General features: G+C 66.9%; 19 protein-coding genes. 5 read left to right on the forward strand and 14 right to left on the reverse strand.

Annotated features, from left to right (window positions below; translation table 11 throughout):
* Positions 1–3: 3 nt before the first annotated feature.
* Complete coding sequence (locus ACIGKL_RS15320) at positions 4–1,005, reverse strand: LLM class flavin-dependent oxidoreductase (RefSeq protein WP_397487433.1); 1,002 nt, start codon at positions 1,003–1,005, stop codon at positions 4–6.
* A gap of 107 nt (positions 1,006–1,112) precedes the next feature.
* Positions 1,113–2,150: an AraC family transcriptional regulator gene (locus tag ACIGKL_RS15325; protein ID WP_397487434.1), complete on the reverse strand. Its 1,038-nt coding sequence runs from the start codon at positions 2,148–2,150 to the stop codon at positions 1,113–1,115.
* A gap of 171 nt (positions 2,151–2,321) precedes the next feature.
* Between ACIGKL_RS15325 and ACIGKL_RS15330 the strand changes: the two genes are divergently transcribed.
* The 3 genes from ACIGKL_RS15330 (at position 2,322) to ACIGKL_RS15340 (ending at position 7,616) form a co-directional block, all read left to right on the forward strand.
* A complete protein-coding gene (locus ACIGKL_RS15330) occupies positions 2,322–3,293 on the forward strand; it encodes a TAXI family TRAP transporter solute-binding subunit (protein WP_397487435.1) in 972 nt (323 codons plus the stop codon).
* A gap of 146 nt (positions 3,294–3,439) precedes the next feature.
* Entirely contained in the window at positions 3,440–5,998 is a 2,559-nt protein-coding gene (locus tag ACIGKL_RS15335) for a TRAP transporter permease (protein ID WP_397487436.1), read from the forward strand.
* A 109-nt stretch (positions 5,999–6,107) separates the two neighbouring features.
* Positions 6,108–7,616, forward strand: coding sequence for an NCS2 family permease (locus ACIGKL_RS15340; RefSeq protein WP_397487437.1), 1,509 nt, complete (start codon positions 6,108–6,110; stop codon positions 7,614–7,616).
* Between the two features lie 9 nt (positions 7,617–7,625).
* Here the strand turns inward: ACIGKL_RS15340 and ACIGKL_RS15345 are convergent, their stop codons facing one another.
* Complete coding sequence (locus tag ACIGKL_RS15345) at positions 7,626–9,269, reverse strand: Na/Pi cotransporter family protein (protein WP_397487438.1); 1,644 nt, start codon at positions 9,267–9,269, stop codon at positions 7,626–7,628.
* A 233-nt stretch (positions 9,270–9,502) separates the two neighbouring features.
* On the opposite strand from ACIGKL_RS15345, the gene ACIGKL_RS15350 reads away from it, so the two are divergent.
* Positions 9,503–10,273: a substrate-binding periplasmic protein gene (locus tag ACIGKL_RS15350; RefSeq protein WP_397487439.1), complete on the forward strand. Its 771-nt coding sequence runs from the start codon at positions 9,503–9,505 to the stop codon at positions 10,271–10,273.
* Here ACIGKL_RS15350 and ACIGKL_RS15355 read toward each other — a convergent pair.
* Both ACIGKL_RS15355 and ACIGKL_RS15360 read right to left on the reverse strand, forming a co-directional pair.
* Positions 10,254–11,120, reverse strand: a complete 867-nt coding sequence (locus tag ACIGKL_RS15355) for an AEC family transporter (protein WP_397487475.1) — start codon at positions 11,118–11,120, stop codon at positions 10,254–10,256. The genes ACIGKL_RS15350 and ACIGKL_RS15355 overlap by 20 nt on opposite strands.
* A gap of 101 nt (positions 11,121–11,221) precedes the next feature.
* The gene (locus ACIGKL_RS15360) at positions 11,222–11,608 is read right to left on the reverse strand and encodes a hypothetical protein (RefSeq protein ID WP_397487440.1); all 387 of its coding nucleotides are present in this window, start codon (positions 11,606–11,608) and stop codon (positions 11,222–11,224) included.
* Positions 11,609–11,679: 71 nt separating this feature from the next.
* On the opposite strand from ACIGKL_RS15360, the gene ACIGKL_RS15365 reads away from it, so the two are divergent.
* On the forward strand, positions 11,680–12,081 hold the full coding sequence (locus ACIGKL_RS15365; RefSeq protein ID WP_397487441.1) for a GFA family protein: 402 nt from the start codon (positions 11,680–11,682) through the stop codon (positions 12,079–12,081).
* 223 nt (positions 12,082–12,304) lie between these two features.
* Here ACIGKL_RS15365 and ACIGKL_RS15370 read toward each other — a convergent pair whose 3' ends face one another.
* From ACIGKL_RS15370 to ACIGKL_RS15410, 9 genes are all read right to left on the reverse strand, one after another.
* Positions 12,305–14,257 carry a DUF4105 domain-containing protein gene (locus ACIGKL_RS15370; protein ID WP_397487442.1) on the reverse strand — a complete coding sequence of 651 codons (1,953 nt, stop codon included), beginning with the start codon at positions 14,255–14,257 and terminating at the stop codon, positions 12,305–12,307.
* Positions 14,254–14,574, reverse strand: coding sequence for a DUF2388 domain-containing protein (locus tag ACIGKL_RS15375; protein WP_397487443.1), 321 nt, complete (start codon positions 14,572–14,574; stop codon positions 14,254–14,256). The genes ACIGKL_RS15370 and ACIGKL_RS15375 overlap by 4 nt, the downstream gene beginning before the upstream one ends.
* A gap of 144 nt (positions 14,575–14,718) precedes the next feature.
* The gene (locus tag ACIGKL_RS15380; RefSeq protein ID WP_397487444.1) at positions 14,719–15,039 is read right to left on the reverse strand and encodes a DUF2388 domain-containing protein; all 321 of its coding nucleotides are present in this window, start codon (positions 15,037–15,039) and stop codon (positions 14,719–14,721) included.
* 256 nt (positions 15,040–15,295) lie between these two features.
* Entirely contained in the window at positions 15,296–15,511 is a 216-nt protein-coding gene (locus ACIGKL_RS15385; protein ID WP_397487445.1) for a DUF1127 domain-containing protein, read from the reverse strand.
* 314 nt (positions 15,512–15,825) lie between these two features.
* Complete coding sequence (gene cysC / locus ACIGKL_RS15390; protein ID WP_397487446.1) at positions 15,826–16,443, reverse strand: adenylyl-sulfate kinase; 618 nt, start codon at positions 16,441–16,443, stop codon at positions 15,826–15,828.
* An 18-nt stretch (positions 16,444–16,461) separates the two neighbouring features.
* A complete protein-coding gene (locus ACIGKL_RS15395; RefSeq protein ID WP_397487447.1) occupies positions 16,462–17,451 on the reverse strand; it encodes a glycosyltransferase family 2 protein in 990 nt (329 codons plus the stop codon).
* Between the two features lie 79 nt (positions 17,452–17,530).
* Positions 17,531–20,869, reverse strand: coding sequence for a glycoside hydrolase family 99-like domain-containing protein (locus tag ACIGKL_RS15400; RefSeq protein ID WP_397487448.1), 3,339 nt, complete (start codon positions 20,867–20,869; stop codon positions 17,531–17,533).
* A gap of 65 nt (positions 20,870–20,934) precedes the next feature.
* Positions 20,935–21,690: an ABC transporter ATP-binding protein gene (locus ACIGKL_RS15405; protein ID WP_397487449.1), complete on the reverse strand. Its 756-nt coding sequence runs from the start codon at positions 21,688–21,690 to the stop codon at positions 20,935–20,937.
* A 7-nt stretch (positions 21,691–21,697) separates the two neighbouring features.
* On the reverse strand, positions 21,698–22,453 hold the full coding sequence (locus ACIGKL_RS15410) for an ABC transporter permease (protein ID WP_397487450.1): 756 nt from the start codon (positions 22,451–22,453) through the stop codon (positions 21,698–21,700).
* Between the last annotated feature and the right edge of the window lie 36 nt (positions 22,454–22,489).

Consider the following 22,489-nt stretch of genomic DNA (forward strand, 5'->3'; position numbering starts at 1 on the left):
GGTTCAGCCGCGCTGCAGTTCGGCGAGGATGTCGAAGGCGTGCAGGCGATCGGCGAAGTCGTACATATCGCAGGTGAAGATCAGCTCGTCCGCCTCGGTCTGCTCCAGCAGCTGCTGCAGGCGGCTGCGCACGGTCTGCGATCCGCCGATGGCGGCCAGGCCGAGGAACTCGCTGACCGCCTGGCGCTCGTGCGCCAGCCACAGCCCTTCCATACTCGCCACCGGCGGCCGTTGCACCAGGCTTTGCCCGCGCAGCAGGGCGAGGATGCGCTGGAACGCCGAGGTGGCCAGGTACTGCGCCTGCTCGTCGCTGTCGGCCGCCAGCAGCGGCACGCCGAGCATCACATAGGGCTTGTCCAGCACCTCGGAAGGTCTGAAGTGGTTGCGGTAGATGCGCAGCGCCTCGTGCAGGTAGCGCGGCGCGAAGTGCGAGGCGAAGGCATAGGGCAGCCCCTTCATCCCCGCCAACTGCGCGCTGAACAGGCTGGAGCCGAGCAGCCAGATCGGCACCTGGGTGCCGGCGCCGGGCATGGCGATCACTCGTTGCCCTTCCTGACGCGGGCCGAGGTAGGCCTGCAGCTCCTCGACGTCGCCGGGGAAATCCTCGGCGCTGCCGTCGCGGCTGCGGCGCAGGGCGTGGGCGGTATGCTGGTCGGCGCCGGGCGCGCGGCCCAGGCCGAGGTCGATGCGCCCGGGATAGAGCGTGGCGAGGGTGCCGAACTGCTCGGCGATCACCAGCGGCGCGTGGTTGGGCAGCATCACCCCGCCGGCGCCGAGGCGGATGCGCGAGGTGCCGGCGGCCAGATAGCCGAGCAGCACGGCGGTGGCGGAGCTGGCGATGCCGTCCATGTTGTGGTGTTCGGCGACCCAGAAGCGCTGGAAGCCGAGGCTTTCCACGTGCCGCGCCAGCGCCAGCGAGTTGTGCAGGGCCTGGGCGGCGTCGCCGTCGTCGCGGATTGGCGCCAGGTCGAGGGTGGACAGCTTGATCGAGGCCAGTCGGCTCATGGCGATCTCCTTACGGTGGGGCGGGCCACTCTAACCCCTCGAGTCCGGGCGGCGCACGCCGTGCCGGGGCATAGTCATCATCGACGCGGCTGATGCAGGGCTCGGGCTCAGGTGGCAGGGCCGCCGCCGTGGCGTGCGCGGTATTCGCCGGGGGTCAGCCCGGTCCACTGGCGGAAGGCGCGGAAGAATACGCTGGGTTCGGAGTAGCCCAGCAGCAGGGCGATCTCGGCGGCCGGCAGGCGGCCTTCGCGCAGGTGCTGTTCGGCCAGCTGGCGGCGGGTGTCGGCGAGCAGTTGCTGGTAGCTGCAGCCTTCCTCGGCCAGGCGCCGCTGCAGGGTGCGCTCGCTGAGCAGCAGGGCGCGCGCCAGTTCGCCGCGATCCGGTTCGCCGTGGGCCAGCTGTTCGCCGAGCAGGCCGATCACCCGCGCGCTCAGGCTGGCGCTGGGCAGGCGCGCCAGCAGCGCTTCGGCGTGCTGGCGCAGCAGCTGCTGCAAGGGCGGGTTGGCCTGCACCAGCGGCACGTCGCGCAGGGTGCGGGGCAGGGCGATGGCGTAGTCGGCGGCGGCGAACTGCAGCGGACAGGCGAACACCTCGCGGTAGGGCGCCAGATCCGCCGGTGCGGCGTGGCGGAACTGCGCGCCGAGCAGGTGGAAGCCGTCCAGCAGCGGCGTGGTCATCTGCACCCAGCAGGTCATCAGCGCCAGCACGCGGATGCGCGTCGCCGGGTGTTGCGGGTGCAGCGGGCGATAGAGCAGCAGCAGGGCCTCGCCGCGCTCCTCGATTTGCAGCTCGCCGCCTTCGCCGCCCAGGCGCTGGTAGCGCAGCGCGGCGGTCAGCGCCTCGCCGAGGGTGGCGCTGCTCTGCAGCAGGTAGCTGAGCACGCTGAACGGGCCGGGGGTGAGGCTGCGGCCGAGCAGCAGGCCGGGCTCCGGGTGCTGCAGGCGCGCATCCAGTTCGCGCCACAGCGCCTCCTGGGCGCTGAACGGCACTCGCGCGTCGGGATCGGCCAGTTGCGCTTCGTGCAGGCCGCAGGCCGTCAGCAGCGTCTGGCGGTCGAGGCCGAGGCGGCTGGCGGCGTGCAGGATCGCCTGGGTCAGGCTGGCGCTGACCGAGGCCTGCGGCGACTCGTGGATGGCGTGTGACATGTGTCGATTCTGCCCAATGCCGGCGGCAGGCGATAGCCCGGGGCGCCACACGCGGTTACGACCGATCGGTCAGCGGCGCGTGCATATTGGCGCCGAGCGGTTAGACTTGCCCTCCCGAACGTCGCCCACAAGGCGCGCTCGCTCTACGACAACAGAAAAAGGAGATCTCCCATGAAAGGCAAATCCTTGGCATGGGTCCTGTCCGCCGCCCTCGCAGGCACCACCCTGAGTGGCATGGCGCAGGCCGAAGAGAAGTTCGTCACCATCGGCACCGGCGGCCAGACCGGCGTCTACTACGTGGCCGGCCAGTCCATCTGCCGCTTCCTCAACCGCGGTGCGGCCGAGCACGGCATCAAGTGCAACGCCCCGGCCAGCGGTGGCGGCGTGGCCAACGTCAACGGCATCCGCAGCGGCGAGTTCAACTTCGGCATCATGCAGTCGGATCACCAGTACAAGGCGCTCAACGGCGCGGCGCCGTTCGAGGCCGAAGGCGCGATGGGCGACATCCGCGCGGTGTTCTCCCTGCAGAGCGAGGTGTTCACCATCCTCGCCCGCCGCGACGCCAAGATCGCCAGCTTCGACGACCTCAAGGGCAAGCGCGTCAACGTCGGCAACCCGGGTTCGGGCCAGCGCGACACCCTGGAAGAGATCATGGCCGTCAAGGGCTGGGATCGTTCCGCCTTCGCCCTCGCCGCCGAACTGAAGCCGGCCGAGCAGGCCAGCGCCCTGGGCGACAACAACATCGACGCCATGACCTACTTCGTCGGCCATCCCAACGGCGCGATCCAGGAAGCCACCACCACCACCGACGCAGTGCTGGTACCGGTGACCGGCGCCGAGATCGACAAGCTGCTGGCCGAGAAGACCTACTACACCAAGGCCGACATCCCCGGCGGCCTGTACAAGGGCAACGATGCGCCGACCCCGTCGATCGGCGGCAAGGCCGTGCTGTCCACCTCGGCCAACGCCGATGCGGAAGTGGTCTACCAGCTGGTCAAGTCGGTGTTCGACAACATCGAGCGTTTCAAGCGCCTGCACCCGGCCTTCGCCGACCTCAAGGAAGCCGACATGATCAAGGTCGGCCTGACCGCGCCGCTGCATGAAGGTGCCGCGCGTTACTACAAGGAGCGCGGCTGGCTGTAAGCCGCCAGCGACCGGCCTGCCGAGCGGGCCGGTTGGCCTTTCCGGCGGGCGCTGCGCCCGATTCGCTTCTAGTGTTAAGCAAACCCGCATGGCGCAGGCCTGCGGGTTTTGCCGTTCTCCGATCATTCGAATGCAGGTTCGATCCCATGCATGACAAGCAACTCTCCACCGAGGAACTGATCGCCCAGGATGTCGGCGCGCGTCTGCCCGTCGGCGCCATGGCCCAGGTGATCGCCGGCCTGGCCCTGCTCTGGTCGCTGTTCCAGCTGTGGATCGCCTCGCCGCTGCCGTTCGTGCTCGGCTTCGGCGTGCTCAACGATACCCAGACCCGCGCCATTCACCTGGCCTTCGCCCTGCTGCTGGCGTTTCTCGCCTACCCGGCGTTCAAGAAGTCGCCGCGCGACCGCGTGCCCTTGCTGGATATCGCCCTCGGCCTGGTGGCCGCCGCCAGCGCCGCCTACCTGTTCGTCTTCTACCAGCAACTGGCGCTGCGCCCCGGCAGCCTGACCAGCGGCGACCTGATCACCGCCTGCATCGGCATCCCGCTGCTACTGGAGGCCACCCGCCGCGCGCTCGGCCCGCCGCTGGCGATCATCGCCCTGCTGTTTCTCGTCTACAGCCTGGCCGGCCCCTACATGCCGGGGCTGCTGGCGCACCGCGGGGTCAGTTTCAACGCTCTGGCCAACCATCAGTGGATCACCACCGAAGGGGTGTTCGGCATCGCCCTCGGTGTGTCCACCAGCTTCGTCTTCCTCTTCGTGCTGTTCGGCGCCCTGCTCGAGCGGGCCGGCGCCGGGCATTACTTCATCCAGCTGGCCTTCAGCCTGCTCGGCCACCTGCGCGGCGGCCCGGCCAAGGCGGCGGTGCTGTCTTCGGGGCTGACCGGGATGATCTCCGGCTCGTCGATCGCCAACGTGGTCACCACCGGCACCTTCACCATCCCGATGATGAAGCGCACCGGTTTTTCCGCGGAGAAGGCCGGCGCGGTGGAGGTGGCTTCCTCGGTCAACGGCCAGATCATGCCGCCGGTGATGGGCGCCGCGGCCTTCCTGATGGTCGAGTACATCGGCATGCCCTATGTCGAGATCATCAAGCACGCCTTCCTGCCGGCGGCGATCTCCTATATCGCGCTGCTCTACATCGTCCACCTGGAGTCGCTCAAGCTCGGCCTGCAGCCCATCGGCGGCCACCAGCCCAAGCCCTGGCTGCGCCGCCTGACCGGCTTCGCCTTCGGCGCGGCGCTGATCAGCGGCCTGTCGCTGGCGGTCTACTACGGCCTCGGCTGGCTCAAGCCGGCGCTCGGCGACTACGCCCTGCCGGGCATCGGCGTGCTGCTGGCGCTGGTCTACCTGGGCCTGCTGAAGGTCGCCGCCAGCGTGCCGGTGCTGCCGCCGGAAGACCCCGACGCGCCGCTGGAATCGCTGCCCGAGACTCGCGCCGTGCTGCTCTCCGGCCTGCACTTTTTGCTGCCGGTGGTGGTGCTGGTCTGGTGCCTGATGATCGAGCGCCTGTCGCCCGGCCTGTCGGCGTTCTGGGGCAGCGTGATGCTGATCATCATCCTGCTCACCCAGCGCCCGCTGCTGAGCTGGATGCGCCACGACGGCAGCCACGACCACGGCACCTTCCAGGACGGCGTGATCGACCTGCGCGAAGGCCTGATCGCCGGCGCGCGCAACATGATCGGCATCGGCATCGCCACCGCGGCGGCCGGCATCATCGTCGGCGCGGTGTCGCAGACCGGCGTCGGCCTGGTGCTGGCCGACCTGGTCGAGCTGCTGTCGATGGGCAACCTGCTGCTGATGCTGGTGTTGGTGGCGGTGTTCAGCCTGATCCTCGGCATGGGCCTGCCGACCACCGCCAACTACATCGTGGTGTCCAGCCTGCTGGCGCCGGTGGTGGTGGCGCTGGGGCAGCAGAACGGCCTGATCGTGCCGCTGATCGCGGTGCACCTGTTCGTCTTCTACTTCGGCATCATGGCCGACGTCACCCCGCCGGTGGGCCTGGCCTCGTTCGCCGCCGCCGCGGTGTCCAAGGGCGACCCGATCAAGACCGGCCTGGTGGCCTTCTTCTACAGCCTGCGCACCGCCGCGCTGCCGTTCCTGTTCATCTTCAACACCGACCTGCTGCTGATCGACGTGGACTTCTGGCACGGCGTGCTGATCTTTATCGTCGCCACCATCGCCATGCTGATCTTCGCCGCCGGCACCCAGGGTTTCTTCCTGGTGCGCAGCCGCTGGTACGAGACCCTGCTGTTGCTGCTGGTGGCCTTCACCCTGTTCCGCCCCGGTTTCTGGATGGACATGCTCCACGACCCCTACCGCGACGTGCCGCCGGCGCAGCTGGCGCAGGCGCTGGACGGGGTCGCCGACGGCAGTCAGCTGCGCCTGCGCGTGCGTGGCGAGGACGCGGTGGGCGATCCGCGCGAGTTCAGCCTGCTGCTGGCGGTGCCGGACGGCGCCTCGGGCGAGGAACGCCTGGCCAAGCTCGGCCTGAACCTCTACGAGGAGGGCGACAAGGTGCTGGTCGACAGCGTCGCCTTCGGCAGCCTGGCCGCCGACGCCGGCCTGGAGTTCGATCAGCAGATCCTCAACGTCCGCGCGCCGACCGACCGCTGGATGAAGGAGCTGATGTGGCTGCCGGGCTTTATGCTGTTCGGCCTGGTCGTCTGGCTGCAGCGCCGCCGTCGGCTGCCGCAGGCCGCGTAGAACGCCAGCGTGATCGCAACAAGGCAGCTTCGGCTGCCTTGTTCGTTTATGCCCCGACGGCGGGTTGCTAGACTCGCCGACCTGACCATTCGGACAACAAGGATCCGTCATGTCGACGCCGCGCGTGCATTACCCCTGGTACAAGAAGGAAGACACCGACGCCTTCTTCGCCCTGTTCCAGAACAACATCGCCAACTTCGTGATCATCGCCATCAGCATGCTCGGCATGGGCTTTCCCGCCGAGATCGTGTTCGGCCAGGTGTTGCCCGGTGCGGCGGTGGCGGTGATGGCCGGCAACTTCTACTACGCCTGGAGCGCCGCGCGCCTGGCCCGCAAGGAGAACCGCGCCGACGTCACCGCGCTGTCCTACGGCATCAGCACCCCGGTGATGTTCGTCTTCCTGTTCGGCGTACTGCTGCCGGCGAAGAACCTCACCGGCGATGCCGAACTGGCCTGGCAGGTGGCGGTGGCGGCCTGCCTGATCAGTGGCGCGATCGAGGCGGCGATCAGCCTGATCGGCAACTGGGTGCAACGCCATCTGCCGCGCCCGGCCATGCTCGGCGCGGTGGCCGGGGTGGCGCTGACCTTCATCGCCGGCGAGATGCTGTTCAAGACCCTGGAAATCCCCATGATCGGCCTGCTGGTGCTGGCCATCACCCTGGTCGGTCTGGTGGCACGGATCAGCATGCCGTTGCGCCTGCCGGCCTCGCTGTTCGCCATCGTCGTCGGCACCGCGCTGGCCTACCTGGTCGGCGCCGCCGACAGCGGCAAGTTCGCCGACGCCTTCACCCACCTGGGCTTCTACCCGCTGCTGCCCAACCTGGCCTGGTACGAGGGCCTGGGCCTGCTGTTCACCGGCCTGCTGGCGCTGATGACGGTGATCCTGCCGATCACCCTGTACAACGCCATCGAGACCATGAACAACGTCGAGGCCATGAGCGCCGCCGGCGACCGCTACAGCGTCGGCGAATGCCAGGCGGTGGACGGTGTCGGCACAATGCTCGGCGCGCTGTTCGGCGGGGTGTTCCCGACCACCGTGTACATCGCCACCGTGGGCTCGAAATGGATGGGCGCCGGGCGCGGCTACAGCCTGCTCAACGGTGCGGTCTACGGCCTGGCCACCATGTTCGGCCTGATCGCCTTCGTCGCCGCGCTGATCCCGGTGGCGGTGGTGGCGCCGATCCTGGTGTTCGTCGGCATGTCGATGATCGCCACCGCCTTCAATAGCAACCACGCCCGTTACTACCCGGCGGTGGCCCTGGCCATGCTGCCGTACTTCGCCAACTACCTGATGACCCGCTTCAACCGCGGCGCGCCCGAGGTGGTGGAAGGCATTTCCACGGCCATCGGCGCCCTCGGCCAGGGCGCCATGTTCAGCGCCATCCTGCTCGGCGCCATGTGCGTGGCGGTGATCGACCGTCAGTTCCGCCAGGCCACCGCCTTCGCCCTGGTCGCCGCGGCCATGGCCTGCGTCGGCCTGATGCACGCGCCCAAGCTGGCCTGGTACGCCGCGCCGGACTTCGTCCACGGCTACCTGCTGATGGCGCTGTTCTTCGCCTGGTACGCCTGGCGCGGGGTGGAGCCGGCGCCGGCCGCGCGCGCCGTCGACGCGGACTGAGGCGCGGGGCTACTCGCCGCCTTCTTCGAGCTGCAGCGCGCCGGTCTCGCCGCCCTCCAGCACCACGTAGGCGCTGGAGCAGAACAGCGAATTGAGGCGCTTCATGTCGGCGATCAGCTCCAGGTGCAGCGAGCTGGTCTCCAGGCTCTGCACCACCTGGCGCTGCAGGCGGCCGACGTGGGCGTGGGCCAGGCGCCGCTCCTGGGCGCGGAAGCGGCGTTTCTCGCGCAGCAGCTGGCTGGCGCTGGCGTGATCGGCGCTGAGGAACACGTTGAGGCCCAGGCGCAGGTTGGCCATCAGCCGCGCGTGCAGCGCGGTCAGCTCCTCCAGGCCCTTGTCGGAGAAGGCGTGGCGCTGCGCGGTCTTCTCGTCCTGGACCTTGCCGAGCATGCGCTCGATGATGTCGCCGGCCTGCTCCAGGTTCACCGCCAGTTCGAGGATCTCCGCCCAGCGCCGGGTCTCGTGTTCGCTCAGCGCCTCGCGCGGGATCTGCGCCAGGTACAGCTTGACCGCCTTGTACAGGCTGTCGACGTCGTCGTCGAGGCGGCGCAGCTCCCGGCTCAGCGCCGGCTGGTTGCGGTCGAGCACCTGCAGCAGGTGGCCGAGCATGGTCTCGATCAGATCGCCGATGCGCAGCGTTTCGCGCACCGCATTGGCCAGCGCCAGGCTCGGCGTGGCCAGGGCCGTGGCGTCCAGATGGCGCGCGCGGGCGACGCCGGCCTGTTCGGCGCGGTCGGGCATCAGCCAGTTGCAGAAGCGCGCCATCCAGCCCACGGTAGGCAGCATCAGCACGGCGCGCAGGCCGTTGTAGAGCAGGTGGAAGAAGATCACCAGCTCCGCCGGGCGCCAGTTCAGGCTGTCCAGCCAGTTGGCCAGGGGTTGCAGCAGCGGCAGCACCAGCAGCAGGCCGATCAGCTTGTACAGCAGGCTGCCGAGCGCCACCCGGCGCCCGGCCGGGTTCTGCAGGCTGCTGGTGAGAAAGGCCAGCAGGCCGCTGCCGATATTGGCGCCGATCACCAGGCCGATGGCCACCGGCAGGCTGATCAGCCCGGCGCCGGCCAGGGTCGCGGTGAGCAGCACGGCGGCCAGGCTGGAATAGGTGAGCAGGGCGAACAGCGCGCCGACCAGCGCGTCGAGCATCAGGTCGCCGGTCAGCGAGGCGAACAGCACGCGGATGCCGCGCGCCTCGGTGATCGGCGTGGCGGCGGCAACGATCAGCTCCAACGCCAGCAGCATCAGGCCCAGGCCGATGGCCACGCGGCCGAGCTGGCCGGCGCGGGTCTGCCGCCGCGAGAGGAAGAAGATCACCCCGAGGAAGATCAGCAGCGGGCTCAGCCAGCTCAGGTCGAGGGTCAGCACCCGCGCCATCAGCGCCGTGCCGACGTCGGCGCCGAGCATGATCGCCAGCCCCGGCGCCAGCGCCATCAGGCCCTGGGCGACGAAGGAGGTGACCAGCAGCGCGGTGGCGTTGCTGCTCTGCACCAGGGCGGTGACGCCGATGCCGGCGGCGAAGGCCAGCGGCCGGCGGCCGACGTTGTGGCTGAGGATCTTGCGCAGGTGCGAGCCGTATACCCGCAGGATGCCGGTACGCACGATGTGGGTGCCCCAGACCAGCAGGGCGATGGCGGACAACAGATTGAGCAGGGTCAGCATAAGGCGGCTCCCCCTTGCGAGCCCGCGGGCGATCGGTCGCGATCGCGACGCAACTTGCATAGCCGGCCGGCGAGAAATGTTTTATCCGGCTTGTACTTAGCATCGGCCGAAAATCGTCGTCGCGCCAGTCGCGCGGTGAGCGGGCACTGGTTAACCTAGCGGCCTCTACACTATGGCAATCGGGGCGAATTCGTTGCGTTCGGGCGCTGGGCCGACGCTAAGGCTGGGGATCGATGGCGGGACAATGGCGGGCGGGCCTGCTCCTGGGGCTGGCGCTGAGCGGCGCCGCCTGGGCGGCCGAGCTGCGCCTGGTGACCGGCGACGATTACGCGCCCTTCACCGGCCAGAGCCTGCCCGGCGGCGGCCTGCTGACCCAGGTGGTGCACGCCGCCCTGGCCGAACGCGGGCTGTCTGCCACGCTGGCGTGGCAGCCGTGGAAGCGCGGTTACCTGAAGACCCTGCGCGGCGACTACGACGCCACCTTTCCCTATGTCCCCGGCGCCCAGCGCCAGGCGGAATTCCTCTACTCGGCGCCGCTGTTCGTCGCCGAACAGCACCTGTTCAGTCGCGCCGGCGACGCCATCGAGGTGGCGGATCTGTCGCGCCTGGCCGGCAAGCGCCTGTGCTACCCGCTCGGCTGGCAGCCGCCGGCGCCGATCCAGGCGTTGCTCGACCAGGGCCGGCTGACCCGCCATGCGCCGCTCGGTCTCAACGAGTGCGCGCGCCTGCTGTTGCTGGCGCGCGACGACCTGTTCATCGCCGACCGCCGCCTGGGCGAGAGCGCCCTGCGCGCCACCGGGGCGCCGGCGAGCCGCTTCCACCGCTCGCAGGGGGTGTTCGGCAACAGCACCCTGCACCTGATCGTGCCGCGCAACCATCCGCGCGGCGCCGAGCTGATCGCCGAGTTCGACCGCGGCCTGGCCGCCTTGCAGGCCAGCGGCGCCTACCAGCGCCTGCTCGAGGCCTCTCTGCGGCCGCCCGAACTCAGCCCAGCAGCGCCATGATCGCCACCAGGCTGCCCGCCGCCAGCAGCGTCTGCAGGGTGATGATGCCGGCCATCAATTGGCTGTCGCCGCCCAGCTGGCGGGTCAGCACATAGGCCGTCGGCGCGGTGGGCAGGGCGAAGAACAGCACCAGCACGGCGCTCTCCATCGCCGGCAGGGCCAGCGCCCAGGCCACCGTCCAGGCCAGCAGCGGCATGGCCAGCAGGCGCAGGGCGCTGTTGCCGCCCAGCGCCGGAATCTCCCCGCCGAGCTGCTCGGGCTTGAGTGCCGCGCCGACGCAGAGCAGGCCCAGCGGCAGGCTGGCGGCGGCCAGCAGGCCGAGCAGGCGATCGCTGCCGCCGGGCAGGCCGATGCCGGCGAGGTTGACCAGGGCGCCACCGACGCAGGCGAGGATCAGCGGGTTCTTGGCGATCGGCAGCAGCAGGCCGCGCGCGCTGACGCCGCGCTCGGCGGTCAGCGACCAGACCGACAGCACGTTCACCGTCGGCACCATCAGCGCCAGCATCAGCGCCGCCAGGGTCAGGCCGTCCTGGCCGAACAGGCTGCCCACCGCGGCCAGGCCGAGGTAGGTGTTGAAGCGCAGGATGCCCTGGGTGAAGGCGCCGAAGCGCGCGGCCGGCCAGCCGCGCAGGCGGCGCAGCAGCAGCAGGGCGAGCCAGGCGATGCCGAGGCCGAGCAGCACCGCCAGCGCCAGGCGCGGCAGCGCCGGGTTGTCCAGCGGCGCCTGGGCCAGGCTGGAGAACAACAGGGCGGGGAACAGGATGAAGTAGTTGAGGCGCTCGGCGCCGGGCCAGAAGGCCTCGCTGGGGAAGTCGCGCAGGCGCAGCCAGTAACCGGCGACTATCATGGCGAACAGCGGCCAGAGGGCCAGCAACAGGTCGATCACGGCGGCTTCTTCCACGGACAAAGCGGCGATAGTCGATCAGCTGCGCGGCTTGGCGCAAGCCCTCAGCTCGGCGGCAGCGGGCTGATGCGTAGCTGGAAGTCGAGCTGCTCCCAGTCCTCGCGGCGGTTGGCCAGGGTCGGCGCCGAGTGCAGGACGATGCGGTAGTCGCCGTCCGCCGCGCGATGGTAGCCCGGGCGCGCCGGTTCCCAGGTCGAGCCGCGGAACTCCAGCGGCGCCATGCCGAACTGGCGGATCAGCAGGGCCTCGAGGACCTCGACCTGGCCGGCGGCGACCCGGTACAGCGCCGCGCCGTCGCCCTCGGCAGCACAGCCGGCGAACGCCACCGGCACTTCCAGCGGCCAGCGCTGCAGCCAGTCGCTGCAGGCGGACTCGTCCGCCTCGGCAGGCAAGGACAAGGCCAATGGCAGCAGCAGTAGCAAGGCGCGCATGGGCAACCCGGGGGCGTTGAGGTGACCGCCAGAGTCTAGACTGCTGACGAGCCCCTCGTGGAGTTCCTGCCATGCCCGCCTCGCACCAGGGCGGCTGCCATTGCGGTCAGCTGCGCTACGCCTTCGACGCCCCGTTGGCGGATATCGCCCACTGCCACTGCGCGGATTGCCGGCGCAGCAGCGGCGGCATCCTGGTCACCTGGCTGACGGTGCCGTTGAGCAGTTTCCGCTGGCTGCGCGGCACGCCCGCCGAGTACGCCAGCACGCCGACCTGCACGCGCAGCTTCTGCCGCCACTGCGGCGCCCAGCTGACCCTGTTCAGCGCGCTCAGCCCGCACAGCCTGGATATCAGCGTGGCCTGCCTCGACCAACCCGAGCGGGCGCCGGCGAATCGGCATATCTGGGTGCGCAGCCGCTTGCCCTGGCTGAGCGTCGATCCGCAACTGCCGGAGGAAGAGGAGGAGATTCTCTAGGCACGTTCTGAAAAGGCCATTTATCGTCACTCCCGCGAAGGCGGGAGCCCAGGGACTACGCAGCTTCTGGATTATTCCCCTGCGGGCCAGCGCCAGCGCTGTTCAGCGATAGAGCGGCTGTCCCGCCTGCGCCCGACTATTTCAGCGTTTCCCTAGCCGGCTGCCGCTGTCGCCTAGGGTGTCGCGGGGCCGCCCAGGCTGTGCACAGCAGATTCCGAACCACTCAGGGCAGCTGCAGGCCGCCAGCGTCCTCATGCAACTGGCGCAGGTGCGTGCCGAGGCTCGCCAGGTTGGCCTCGTTGGCCTGCAGCTCGGCCAGGCGCGCCGGCGCCAGCAGCTTGCGCACTTCCACATCGAGCTCGTCGCTGAGCTGGCGCAGCTGCTGCTGGCGTTGCCGGCTCTGGGTTTCCAGGCTGTGCCATTCGCCGGCCTGGGGCAGGCCGTAGCCGCCGTCGAGCAGCTCGGCCGGACGGCTGAGGAAACCGCTGCCGGCCAGTATCTGCTCAAGCGCCGCGCCGGCCTTGTCCAGGTTCGGGTCGCCGGCGGCGCGGCCGCTCAGGTAGCGGCGCTTGAGCTCGTCCTGGGCCAGCAGCAGCTGGCGGCGCAGGGCCGCCTGTTCCAGCAGCAACAGGGCGGCGCTGGCGCGCAGATCGGCCGCGGCGAACCAGTCGCGGCGTGCGCTGGCGGGCTGCTCCAGCCAGGCCTCGACGTTGTCCTGGGCGATCGGCAGGCGCTGGCGCAATACGGCGAACATGGCCTGGTAGCGCTCGCGGAACGAATCGAAGCGATAGCCCAGGCGCAGCGCCTCGCGCGGATCGTCGAGCACCGCGGTGTCGGCCAGGCCGCGCGCCGCCAGCAGTTGCAGCAGGCCGTTGGGCAGGATGCTGTCGAGCGCCTGCAGATCGGCATGCGCGGTGCCGCTGCGCAGCAGCTTGAGGGTCTCCACCGCGCAGTTGTTGGAGATGAAGTAGTAGTCGCCGTCGTAGCTCCAGTGCTGCTCGACGGCGCGCGCGACCAGCTGTTCCAGCTCGTCGCGCGACAGTTTGAGCGGCACCGAGGCCAGGCTGCGCAGCTCGACCTTGGTGTATTCCTCGACCACCTGCTCCAGCGGCAGGACGAACAGCCGCGAGGGGTAGACGCCGGTGAGGCCGTCCCAGCTCGACAGCTGCAGGTCGCCGACGAAGGCGCGGTAGGACAGCACCAGGTGCTGGTCGAGATCCAGCCGGCAGTCGGGGCCGCGCGGCCGGCCCGGCGCGCACACCACCAGGCGCAACATGCTGTGGCCCCAGCGGCTCATCCATTGCTGGTTGGCCTCGGCCAGTAGGTAGTCGACCGCGTAGACCCGCTCGGGGTCGAGGCGGCCCAGCGGCTGGCGGGCGAAGTCGCGGCCGGCGTTGAGGTAGGCATGAGCGCCGGCGCAGTCGGCCTGCGCCGGCGCCCAGGCGAAATGCTCGCGGAAGTAGCGCGCCAGCGACGGCCTACGGCAGGCGTAGCCGGGGTCGAGGAGGAAGTATTCGAGGTTGACCGCGACGAACTCCAGCGGCCGACTCAGCTCGTAGACATCCGGGCTGCGCGCGACCTGGCCGTTGTCCTGCTCGCGCGCGCCGCGTCGACCGACCTGCTGCGCCCAGCCGGCCAGGTCGAGCAGGCGCGGGTCGTCGCTAAGGGTGAAGCGCCGCGCGGTCTGCCCGCGGCAGTGCTGCGGCAGGCCGACCAGGCCCAGCGACTCGGCGCGTTGCCGGCAGCGCTGCAGCTGCCGGCGCTGCGCCGCGGGCCAGAGTTGGGCGCGGTCGTAGAGGTGAGTCAGCTCGTGGATCAGGGTGGCGAGCAGTTCGCGGCGCTGGCTGCCATGCACGCGTCCGGTCTGCGTCGTCGCGGCCGTGCCGTCGCTCAGCGCCGGTAGCAGGCTGGCATTGAGCTCGATGCCGGACCAGCGGCCGACGCGGCCGTAGGCGTCGGCCGGCAGGTCGTCGCGCCAGGCGACCTTCACGCTGCGCGCCAGGCGCTGGACGAAGCTCGGCGGCAGGGCGGCCAGGGCATCGTCGAGCAGCGCCTGGCTGGCCTGGCGCTCGGCGGCGCTCAGGCCGTCGACGTCCAGTTGCAGGCGCAGCTCGGCCTGGACGCCGCCGCTGAGCGCCAGCAGCGCGGCGCAGCACCAGGCGCGCAGCGGCCTCACAGGGCGAGAATGGCTTCGGCCAGTTGCAGGTCGCTGGCGCTGCGCGCTTGCGGCAGTTGCGAGCGGATCGCCAGCAGCGCCGCCTCCAGCTGCGCGCCGCGGATCTCGCCGGCGCTGGCGACGAAGCTGGCGGCGTCGTCGCGGGCCTGCACCACCAGCTTCATGTCGCGCAGCGAGGTGGTGGTATCGGAGGTGAAGTCGATGCTGCGATCCAGGGCGCGGACGATGATATTGCTGGTGGCGACCACGGTTTGCGCCTGGGCGAGGCCGCTGAACAGGGCGCAGGCGGTGGCGAGGACGAGAAGCGAATGACGCATGGAGAAACTCCGCAAACGGCGAATGGACGGTTGGACGAGCCCGCGCGGTTGGGGTTCCGCAGGCGGGCGCGTATGCCCGTGCAGTTTACGGGGCCGGCGCGTGCCGGTCAGCCACTCGGCCGGCCGGCGTTGCCTGGGGAGCAGTCAGAGGCTGAGGATGGCCTCGGCCAGCTGCAGATCGTCGGCCGCCGCCAGCGCCGGCACCTGGCTGCGGATATGCAGCAGCGCCGCCTCCAGCTGCACGCCACGGATCTCGCCGGCGCTGGCGACGAAGCTGGCGGCATCGTCGCGGGCGGCGAGCACGACCTTGTCGTCGCGCAGCGAGGAGCTGATATCCGAGGTGGCCTCGCTGGTCGCGGCGACGCCGCTGACGATGGCGTCGGTGGTGACCACGAAGCTGGTGGCGGAGGCGCTGGTGGCCAGCGCCAGGAGGGCGGCGGCGCCGATCAGACTGTTCAGATGCATGAGGAAGGCTCCAGGGGAAGGCGGCCGCCGCGAATGCGCGGCCCAGATAGGCGGTAGCTTAGCTGGCGGCAGGCGAGCGCTCCATGCTGGCTTGGCGCCAGAGCGCGAAAATCTGCAACGGGGGCAATCTGTACGGGTGGGTCGCCGACAAGAGAAAATTGTTCCGTTCGCGACCCAGATAAAACGAAAGCCCCATCGCAGCAGAGACGATGGAGCCTTCAGAAGAGCCCAACTTGGAGGGAGCTAAATCGGTGAATCAGCGCCAGAACGGCTTGCTCAGCTCGGCGTGACGCTGGTTTTCGCTGATGCCGGCGTCGGCCAGCAGGCGGGCATCCAGTCGAGCCAGTTGACGGCGGCTGACGATGCGGCGCTGCCACAGGCTGAGGGTGGCGATCAGGCGCAGCGGCCAGGCGGCTTGGTGGCTGGCGGCGCTGTGCTGGTAGAACAGGTCGGAACTGAGGGTGCGTTCCATGGTGGTCATCCTTCCGCTTGTGGCGGCGCTGGTGTTTGCTTTCGATGGGCAAATTATCGCGAGCGGGGCGGCGACCCAGTAGTCACAGCTGGATTAAATTGTTGTGCTATTAGATAGGTTGCTTCGTAACTGTTCTTGTTATCTATTCGGTATCTGTACTGGTGATGAGTGATATGGCTCGTAAAATGCTGCTAAAGCGATATTTTATGCCGTTAAGTCACATATTTTAAGAGAAAACATTGCAGTACAGTTTGAATTGATATGCTTTGCGGTCTGACCTGTAGATCAGTTTTGTGGGGGTGAGCGGCTTCACCCTACCGCCTCGTTTCGTCGAGAAAAGGCTGGATGAGTGCCAGCATACGTTCAGTACAGGCCTCGACCGATGACGCGGAGGTATCGAGGCTTAGGCAAGGGGCGATAGGGGGTTCGTAGGGCGCTGAAATACCGGTGAACTCGCTGATAAGCCCGGCCCGCGCTTTCTGATAAAGACCTTTCGGGTCGCGGTGCTCGCACTGCTGCAGAGTGGTGCTGATATGCACCTCGCGAAACGCGTCGCTACCGATGATCTCGCGGGCCATGCTGCGATCGTCACGGTAGGGCGAGATGAATGAGGTGATGACGATCAGGCCGGCGGCATTCATCAGTTTGGCGACTTCTGCGATACGCCGTATGTTCTCGGTGCGGGCGTGGGGAGAAAAGCCGAGATCACGATTTAGACCGTGGCGTACATTGTCGCCATCTAGCACGAAGCAAGCGTGTCCGGCATCGATCAATCGCTTTTCCAAGTGAAACGCCAGGGTGGATTTACCTGCTCCGCTCAGGCCGGTCATCCACAAGGTGACCGGGCTTTGTTTCAGCAGGACACGACGTTCCTGCGTCGAGGTCTGAGAGGATTGCCAGACTAGGTCACGCGCAGTGTTCTGTTGATCCATGACTGATTCCTGAGGCCGTTACAGTTTGCCGAGGAGGGCGGCCAGCACCAAGCCCAGGTTGCCGGGAGTGGTCTGGCGATACACGCCGGAGCGCCCCACGCCCCGCAGTCGCGCCAGCAGACTCGCATTGCGGGTTTGGGCGAAGGTGTGCAGGGTGTGTCGACTCTCCTCGTTGAGCAGATCCCAGCAGTGGGTCAAGGCGGCGACGTTGAGGTCGTTCCAGTCCTGAAAATGCCCGGCAAACATGCGGCGGATGCGGTGTAGACGATCTTTGACGCTGGAATTGGAACCCACCAGATTGCCGCCATGTTGGCGATAGTCTACCGAGGGAGTTGCGCTGTAATGGACGCGCCCACCTACGCCGCTGATCAGCATGTAGGTCCACCAGTCATGGGAGACGATAGGCCGATCTCTGGTGTGGGCGAGCAGTTGCCGGGCACTGCGGTTGAACACCATCGTGTTGCCCCCGGCCAGGCTCTGAACCAGGGCATTACCGAACGCTGGGGGGCGAGAGAAAAGCGGCGAGATCCCAAAGGGTTGACCGTCCTCGCGAATCAGGCGGGTACGGCCGCAGTGCAGAGCTGGAGTGCTCGTGTCGAACGACTGCAGCCAGTCCAGGGCCCGTTTCAGGTGGTCGCGATGCCAGACGTCATCCTGATCGCTGAAGGCGAAATATTCGGCTTGGATCGAGAGGTCGCTGGCCAGGGCCATGAAATTGGCCACGAAACCTTGGCGTGGCCCTGCGACCACGCGCAATCGCTGTTCGCCGAGTTGCTGCTGGTGGCGCCGCAGTAATGCCAGAGTGCCGTCGGTGGAGCCGTCGTCCGATACTACGATCATCCAGTTTTCATGGCTTTGGCGGATGATCGATTGCAGCTGTTCGTCCAGAAAGCGCTCGCCGTTATAGGCGGCGAGCAGGATTGCCACCCTCGGTATGCCGGGAGGCGAATGGGCTGCGGTACCGCTTCCTGGGGCTGTGCCCGCTTCCTGGAAGGCTTCGATATACATTCCGCTATCCTCGCTTATTCCTGTTTGCGGGTTGGCACTGCATCGGCATGGAGCTAACCGTTTTGTCCGTATACGCGGTTTAGGGCGTTGCTTCGGCGAAAGCATAAGTTCGATTCGCAGGGATGCTTTCTCCGCTGCTCACGTCTAGACCTGCCGCACTGGCGCTGATACTGAAGGTACGCTCCAGGGCATGGGCCAGGGTGCCGTCGACCTGTCCAGCTTCTTCCTCGAAGTCGCTCTCCTGCAGCGCCAGATTGAGCAACGGCAGAAAAGCGCGGGTCTGCGCGAAGAACATCGTGCCAGCGACGAAGTTGAGTGCACCGAGCATGTCGGGCCTGATCCCCAGGCGGCAGGCAAGACCCTCGACTCGTCGGGCATTCGATCCCCAATAAAAACTCATCGGTACCAAGTGTCCGGCGGGACCGAGAATCCCGGTGCTCGGCGCATGGGAAAACCGATCCAGCGCTTGGCGCATGGCGTTCTCGGTCAGCAGTTTGTCGTAGAGATCGCGTCGCCAAGCGTCGCCATCGTCGCGGTGGGGCGACTTCTTGGTATGAACCTTGAGCAACAGGTCATGACCATCGGCGATTATGCGTGGGAGCTGTTTCATGAACGGCAGCACATCGCGGCCGCGATTGGGCACTTCCTCTAGATGCCAGGGGTGCCGGCAGCTCGCCAGAAGGCTTCGGGTCGTTCGCACCTTGTCTGCGGGACAGGACAGATACAGCTGTAAGGCAATACCTTCGACCTGCTGCAGGTAAACAAGTATCTCGCGCAGCACGTCCGGATAATAAGCATGAATGACTACAGCCAGGCGTTCGTTGCGCTGCACCGCGGGGGGCTGTGGCAGGCTAGCGCGCAGGCAGGCCATGCGGGTGGCCTCGAGAAACCCATAACCGTGACGTTGATCGGGTTCCAGATGGGCGCCCTCGGCCCATTCGTTCCAAGCATTGATGAATATCAGGCGTTCATCCGGATTGGGCTCGCGCTCCAGCGTATCGTGCATCGCACTGAGTAGCCATTGTTGATAGCCGCGCGGTGAGCTGTTGATGAAGGAGGTGCCGCGATTACGTCGACGGGCCGTATTGTCCCAAGAGGGGCATACACCCCTGAACAGCTTATAGGCGGGTTTGCTGTATTGGCGGCTGCGTTTGAGGTAGATGCTCCAGTCGAAGACCTGCCCGCGAAAGTCTGCCGCTAAGGGCTGAATGCGGTCGGTGACCGGTGGCGGCTGCGTAGCGTTCGGGGGGAACTCGATTGCTGCATCGAAGCCGAACCGGCCGGGCGCCACGCTATCGAAGGATTGGGTGTAGGCCAGGTAGATCTCGCCTATCCCGTTTTCCCGGCACCAGGTACGCCAGCGTGATGCCGTGGCCTTGGCGTCCGGGAGTTCACTGGGTCGGTAGACCAGCAGCAGGGGCCTGCCATCGATGCGGATATAGCGAGCGTCTCGCATGTAGCGGGCGATATAGGCGATAAATGCCAGATCGTCCTCGGCGCTGTGATTTTGTCCAATGAGAATCTCGCTGTCGAGGCCGTCCCAACGACGGCTCCAGTTCTCGTTGGCCCAGCACAGGCAGAACGGCAGATCGAGGCCCTCGTCGGCGAGGTAGCGCTCGATCGGAGCCTCCAGCAGGCGCTTGCCGCCGAACCAATAGAAGTAGAAGCAGAAACCGCCTAGGCCATACTGCTTGGCCAGTTCGACCTGACGCTGCTGGGTCTGGCCGTCCAACAGGTCGTAGTAGCCGAGGTCGCCGGGAACGTGGGGTTGATAATGGCCCTCGTACAGCGGCTGGGCGGGACGGACATTGGTCCATTCGGTGAATCCTTCTCCCCACCAGGCGTCGTTCTCCGGAATGGGATGGAACTGGGGAAGATAGAAGGCGATCAGCTTTACCGGAGCCACTGCCGGAATCGCTGAAATCAGGCGAGGGACTGGCTGGATCGGCTCTTCGAGCCATTGTAGCGGGGCAGCGGTGGAGGGCGCTGGCTGCAACCCCTGCTCCTGGCTCCGTTGCCAGTCGCGATAGGCCTGCGTGTTGCTGAGCAACGGCGCGGCGTGGCTGAACAGCCGGTGCTTGATCGCCTGTTTCTGGGCGATCGATAGCGGAACTAGGCGCCACAAGCCTCGGGCGCTTTCCGACAGGGCGCTGCGTAGCAGCAGGGCGGGGTTACGGTGATGACGCCGCAGGCCGCGCAGGGGGCGCATGAGTCGCCAGGAGCGACTGGTATGGACCTTCGCGAGTTCGGCGCGCAGTTGGTCCTGACGCAACAGGCAATTGCTCAGTTCCCCGGCCAGCTCGTGACGATCCTGCACGGCCTGAGCGTGCATATGCCAGGCGTTGCCACATTCGGTCGTGGTCGTCGCGAGCTGAGTGCGCAGCTGATCCAGCTCCTCGCTCAGGCGCAGAGTCGTCTGGTCATGCTGGAGATTCAGTTGCTCCAGCTCCTCGCTCAGCCGCAGAATCGTCTCGTCATGCTGGATCTTCAGTTGCTGCAGCGCCGCCCCCTGTTGGCGGCCGAGCCGAAGGCGTTCGTGGTCGACGTCGTCGAGGGCTTGGCCGAGCGGCCGCAGCTCCAGCAGGCTCGCGGTGAGCCCTTCGCAGCCCTGTGTCATCCTGTCATCGAGGAAGTCGAGCTGATCGGCGGCGATCTGGCGCATCAGTTGATACAGGCTGGCGACAGGTTGCAACACCTGTTCACGGTTGGCCAATTGCTCGGCGCTGTGTTGCGCGTGACGGAGCCGATGACTGAGGAAATCTTCGGCGAACTCGGCCAGCTGCGGCGCATCGGCTGCCGGCAGGGTGAGTTCGAATGCCAGGGCGATCCGCGCCAACTGCTGGGTGGGCCGGTCCATCATGGCGTCGTAGTCGACCAGTAATCGAGGTCTGCCCTCGCTATAGCGCAAGGCGGCCAGTTGGTATTGAGCCCAGAGCAGTTGTGAGCGTAGCGGAGCGATGCCGTCGCGCTCGTGCAGCGAAGCGGCGACGCTCAAGGGGTTGCGTAGGCAGATGAGGTAATAGGGCTCGATTGGCAGGTCGGCCAGTACGCGTTGCCAGAACGGTAGCAGCAGACAAGTCTGCGGATCCTTGAAGGCGAATAGACCTGAGCTGGGAAGTTTCTCGCGCAGGATGGTCAGCGCTTCCTCATGCCAGGCGGCCATTGCAGGCGCCAGCATGAGCGCCGGGTCGATGTCGGCAAGCCGGTCCCAACTGGTTCCCAGTGCCTCCAGCAGGCGGGTATTGAACCCGTGCACATCCAGGTCCTCGAAAAACCCCTTCTCGTTGTTGTTCTCGGCGGCAGGCATCAGGTTGTCGCCGAGTTCCACGCCGAGTACTTCCAGTGCTCGGGTTATGACGCTTGTACCGCTGCGATGCATGCCGACAACGACGATTACCTTCGTCAGACCAACACTCATATCAACCTCAACCCTGGCCGTTCATCGGCCCTCTTGTTTTTGTCGAATTTGGCGCCAAGGAGCAGTCAGGCTACCGCCTGTTGCTTGGCCGCCCGTTCCTTGGCCTGTTCCATTTTTACGGCAATACGAATGGTTTCCAGGTACCCGGCGATTACCTCGTCTGTTGGGCCGCAGCACAGGCTGCGGCCCTCATGCAGCCATAGAACCCTATCGCAAAGCGATTGAATCGCCTCCATGCTATGGGACACCAGCACGACCGTTTTCTTGTCACGAATCTTCTCGCGCATGGCCTGGTGGGACTTGAGCTTGAAACTCTCATCGCCCACGCCCAGCACTTCGTCGATCAGCATGATGTCCGGATCGGCGTGGATGGCCACGGCAAAACCGAGGCGTGCGCGCATGCCGGTGGAGTAGGTGCCCACCGGGCGCTCGAAAAATGCGCCGAGCTCACTGAAACCGTGTATTTCATCCATGAGTGCGCGGATGCGCTTGAGGGGCAGCCCCAGCAGCAGACCGCCGATCACCACGTTCTCGCGCCCGGACAGCTCGGGCTTGAAGCCGACGCTGAGCGCCAGCAGGCTGGCGCTCAGCCCGGGCTGGCGCCAGAGCTTGCCGCGGTCGGGTTCGGTGATGCCGGCGATCATGCGCAACAGCGTGCTCTTGCCCGCGCCGTTGGCACCGATCACACCGAGCGTTTCGCCGGCGTTGAGCGTAAAACTGACATCGTCCAGCGCCCAGAAATGGTTGTAGCGCAGCACGCCAGTGCGCTGGCGGTAGGAGAGCCCTACGTTGCGTGCTTCGAGAATGACCTGCTCGCTCATGTGCGCCTCAGTACAGCAGTTTCGGGTAGCGGCGCTCGTTGCGCGCCAGGGTCAGCAGGGCCACGGCAAGGATGGGTAGCGACAGCGTTACGCAGTAGCCGAGCGAGGACCACTGCGGCCACTGGCTGTGCAGCAGTATGTCGCGATAGGCGCCGATCAGTAGCACCATGGGGTTGTACTCGAAGGCCACACGCATGTTCTCTGGTACCTGGTCTGCGCTGAAGAATATGCCGGACATGAACATCATCAGCATCAATAGGTTGTCGACCACCAGCTTCAGATCCTGGGCGAAGGGAATGATCGCAGCCAGTAGCAGGCCGACGGCAACGATCAGCAGCAGCTGGGTCAGAATCACTGGCAGTAGGCCCAACCATTCCGGGCCTGGCGTTTTGCCGGTCACCAGCAGGAAACCGAGCAGCAGCAGGAGTACGATGGCGAACTTGAAGGTATTGCTGAGGATCTGTATCAGCGCGAACAGGCTCTTGGGCACATAGATTTGCTGCACCAGCCCGGCGTTCATCGGAATCGACAGGCTGGCCTGGCGTACCGATCCGTCGAACCATTTCCAGGCGATCATCCCGCAAAGCAGAAAAGGGACATAATCCGGGCCGCCCTGGCGCAGGGCCAAGCCGAAGACCACGTAGAACACGGCCATGTACATGACCGGTTCGATGATCCACCAGAGAAAGCCAAGGAAGCGCCGTGCGATTTCGGTGCGCAGGTCGCTATATACCCCGTACAGCAATATTTCCCCGTAGTTCATCGACTTTAGCTACCAGATTGAAATGGCCGGGCCATT

The sequence above is a fragment of the Pseudomonas sp. NPDC077186 genome, assembly GCF_044543505.1.
Classification (GTDB): Bacteria; Pseudomonadota; Gammaproteobacteria; order Pseudomonadales; family Pseudomonadaceae; genus Aquipseudomonas.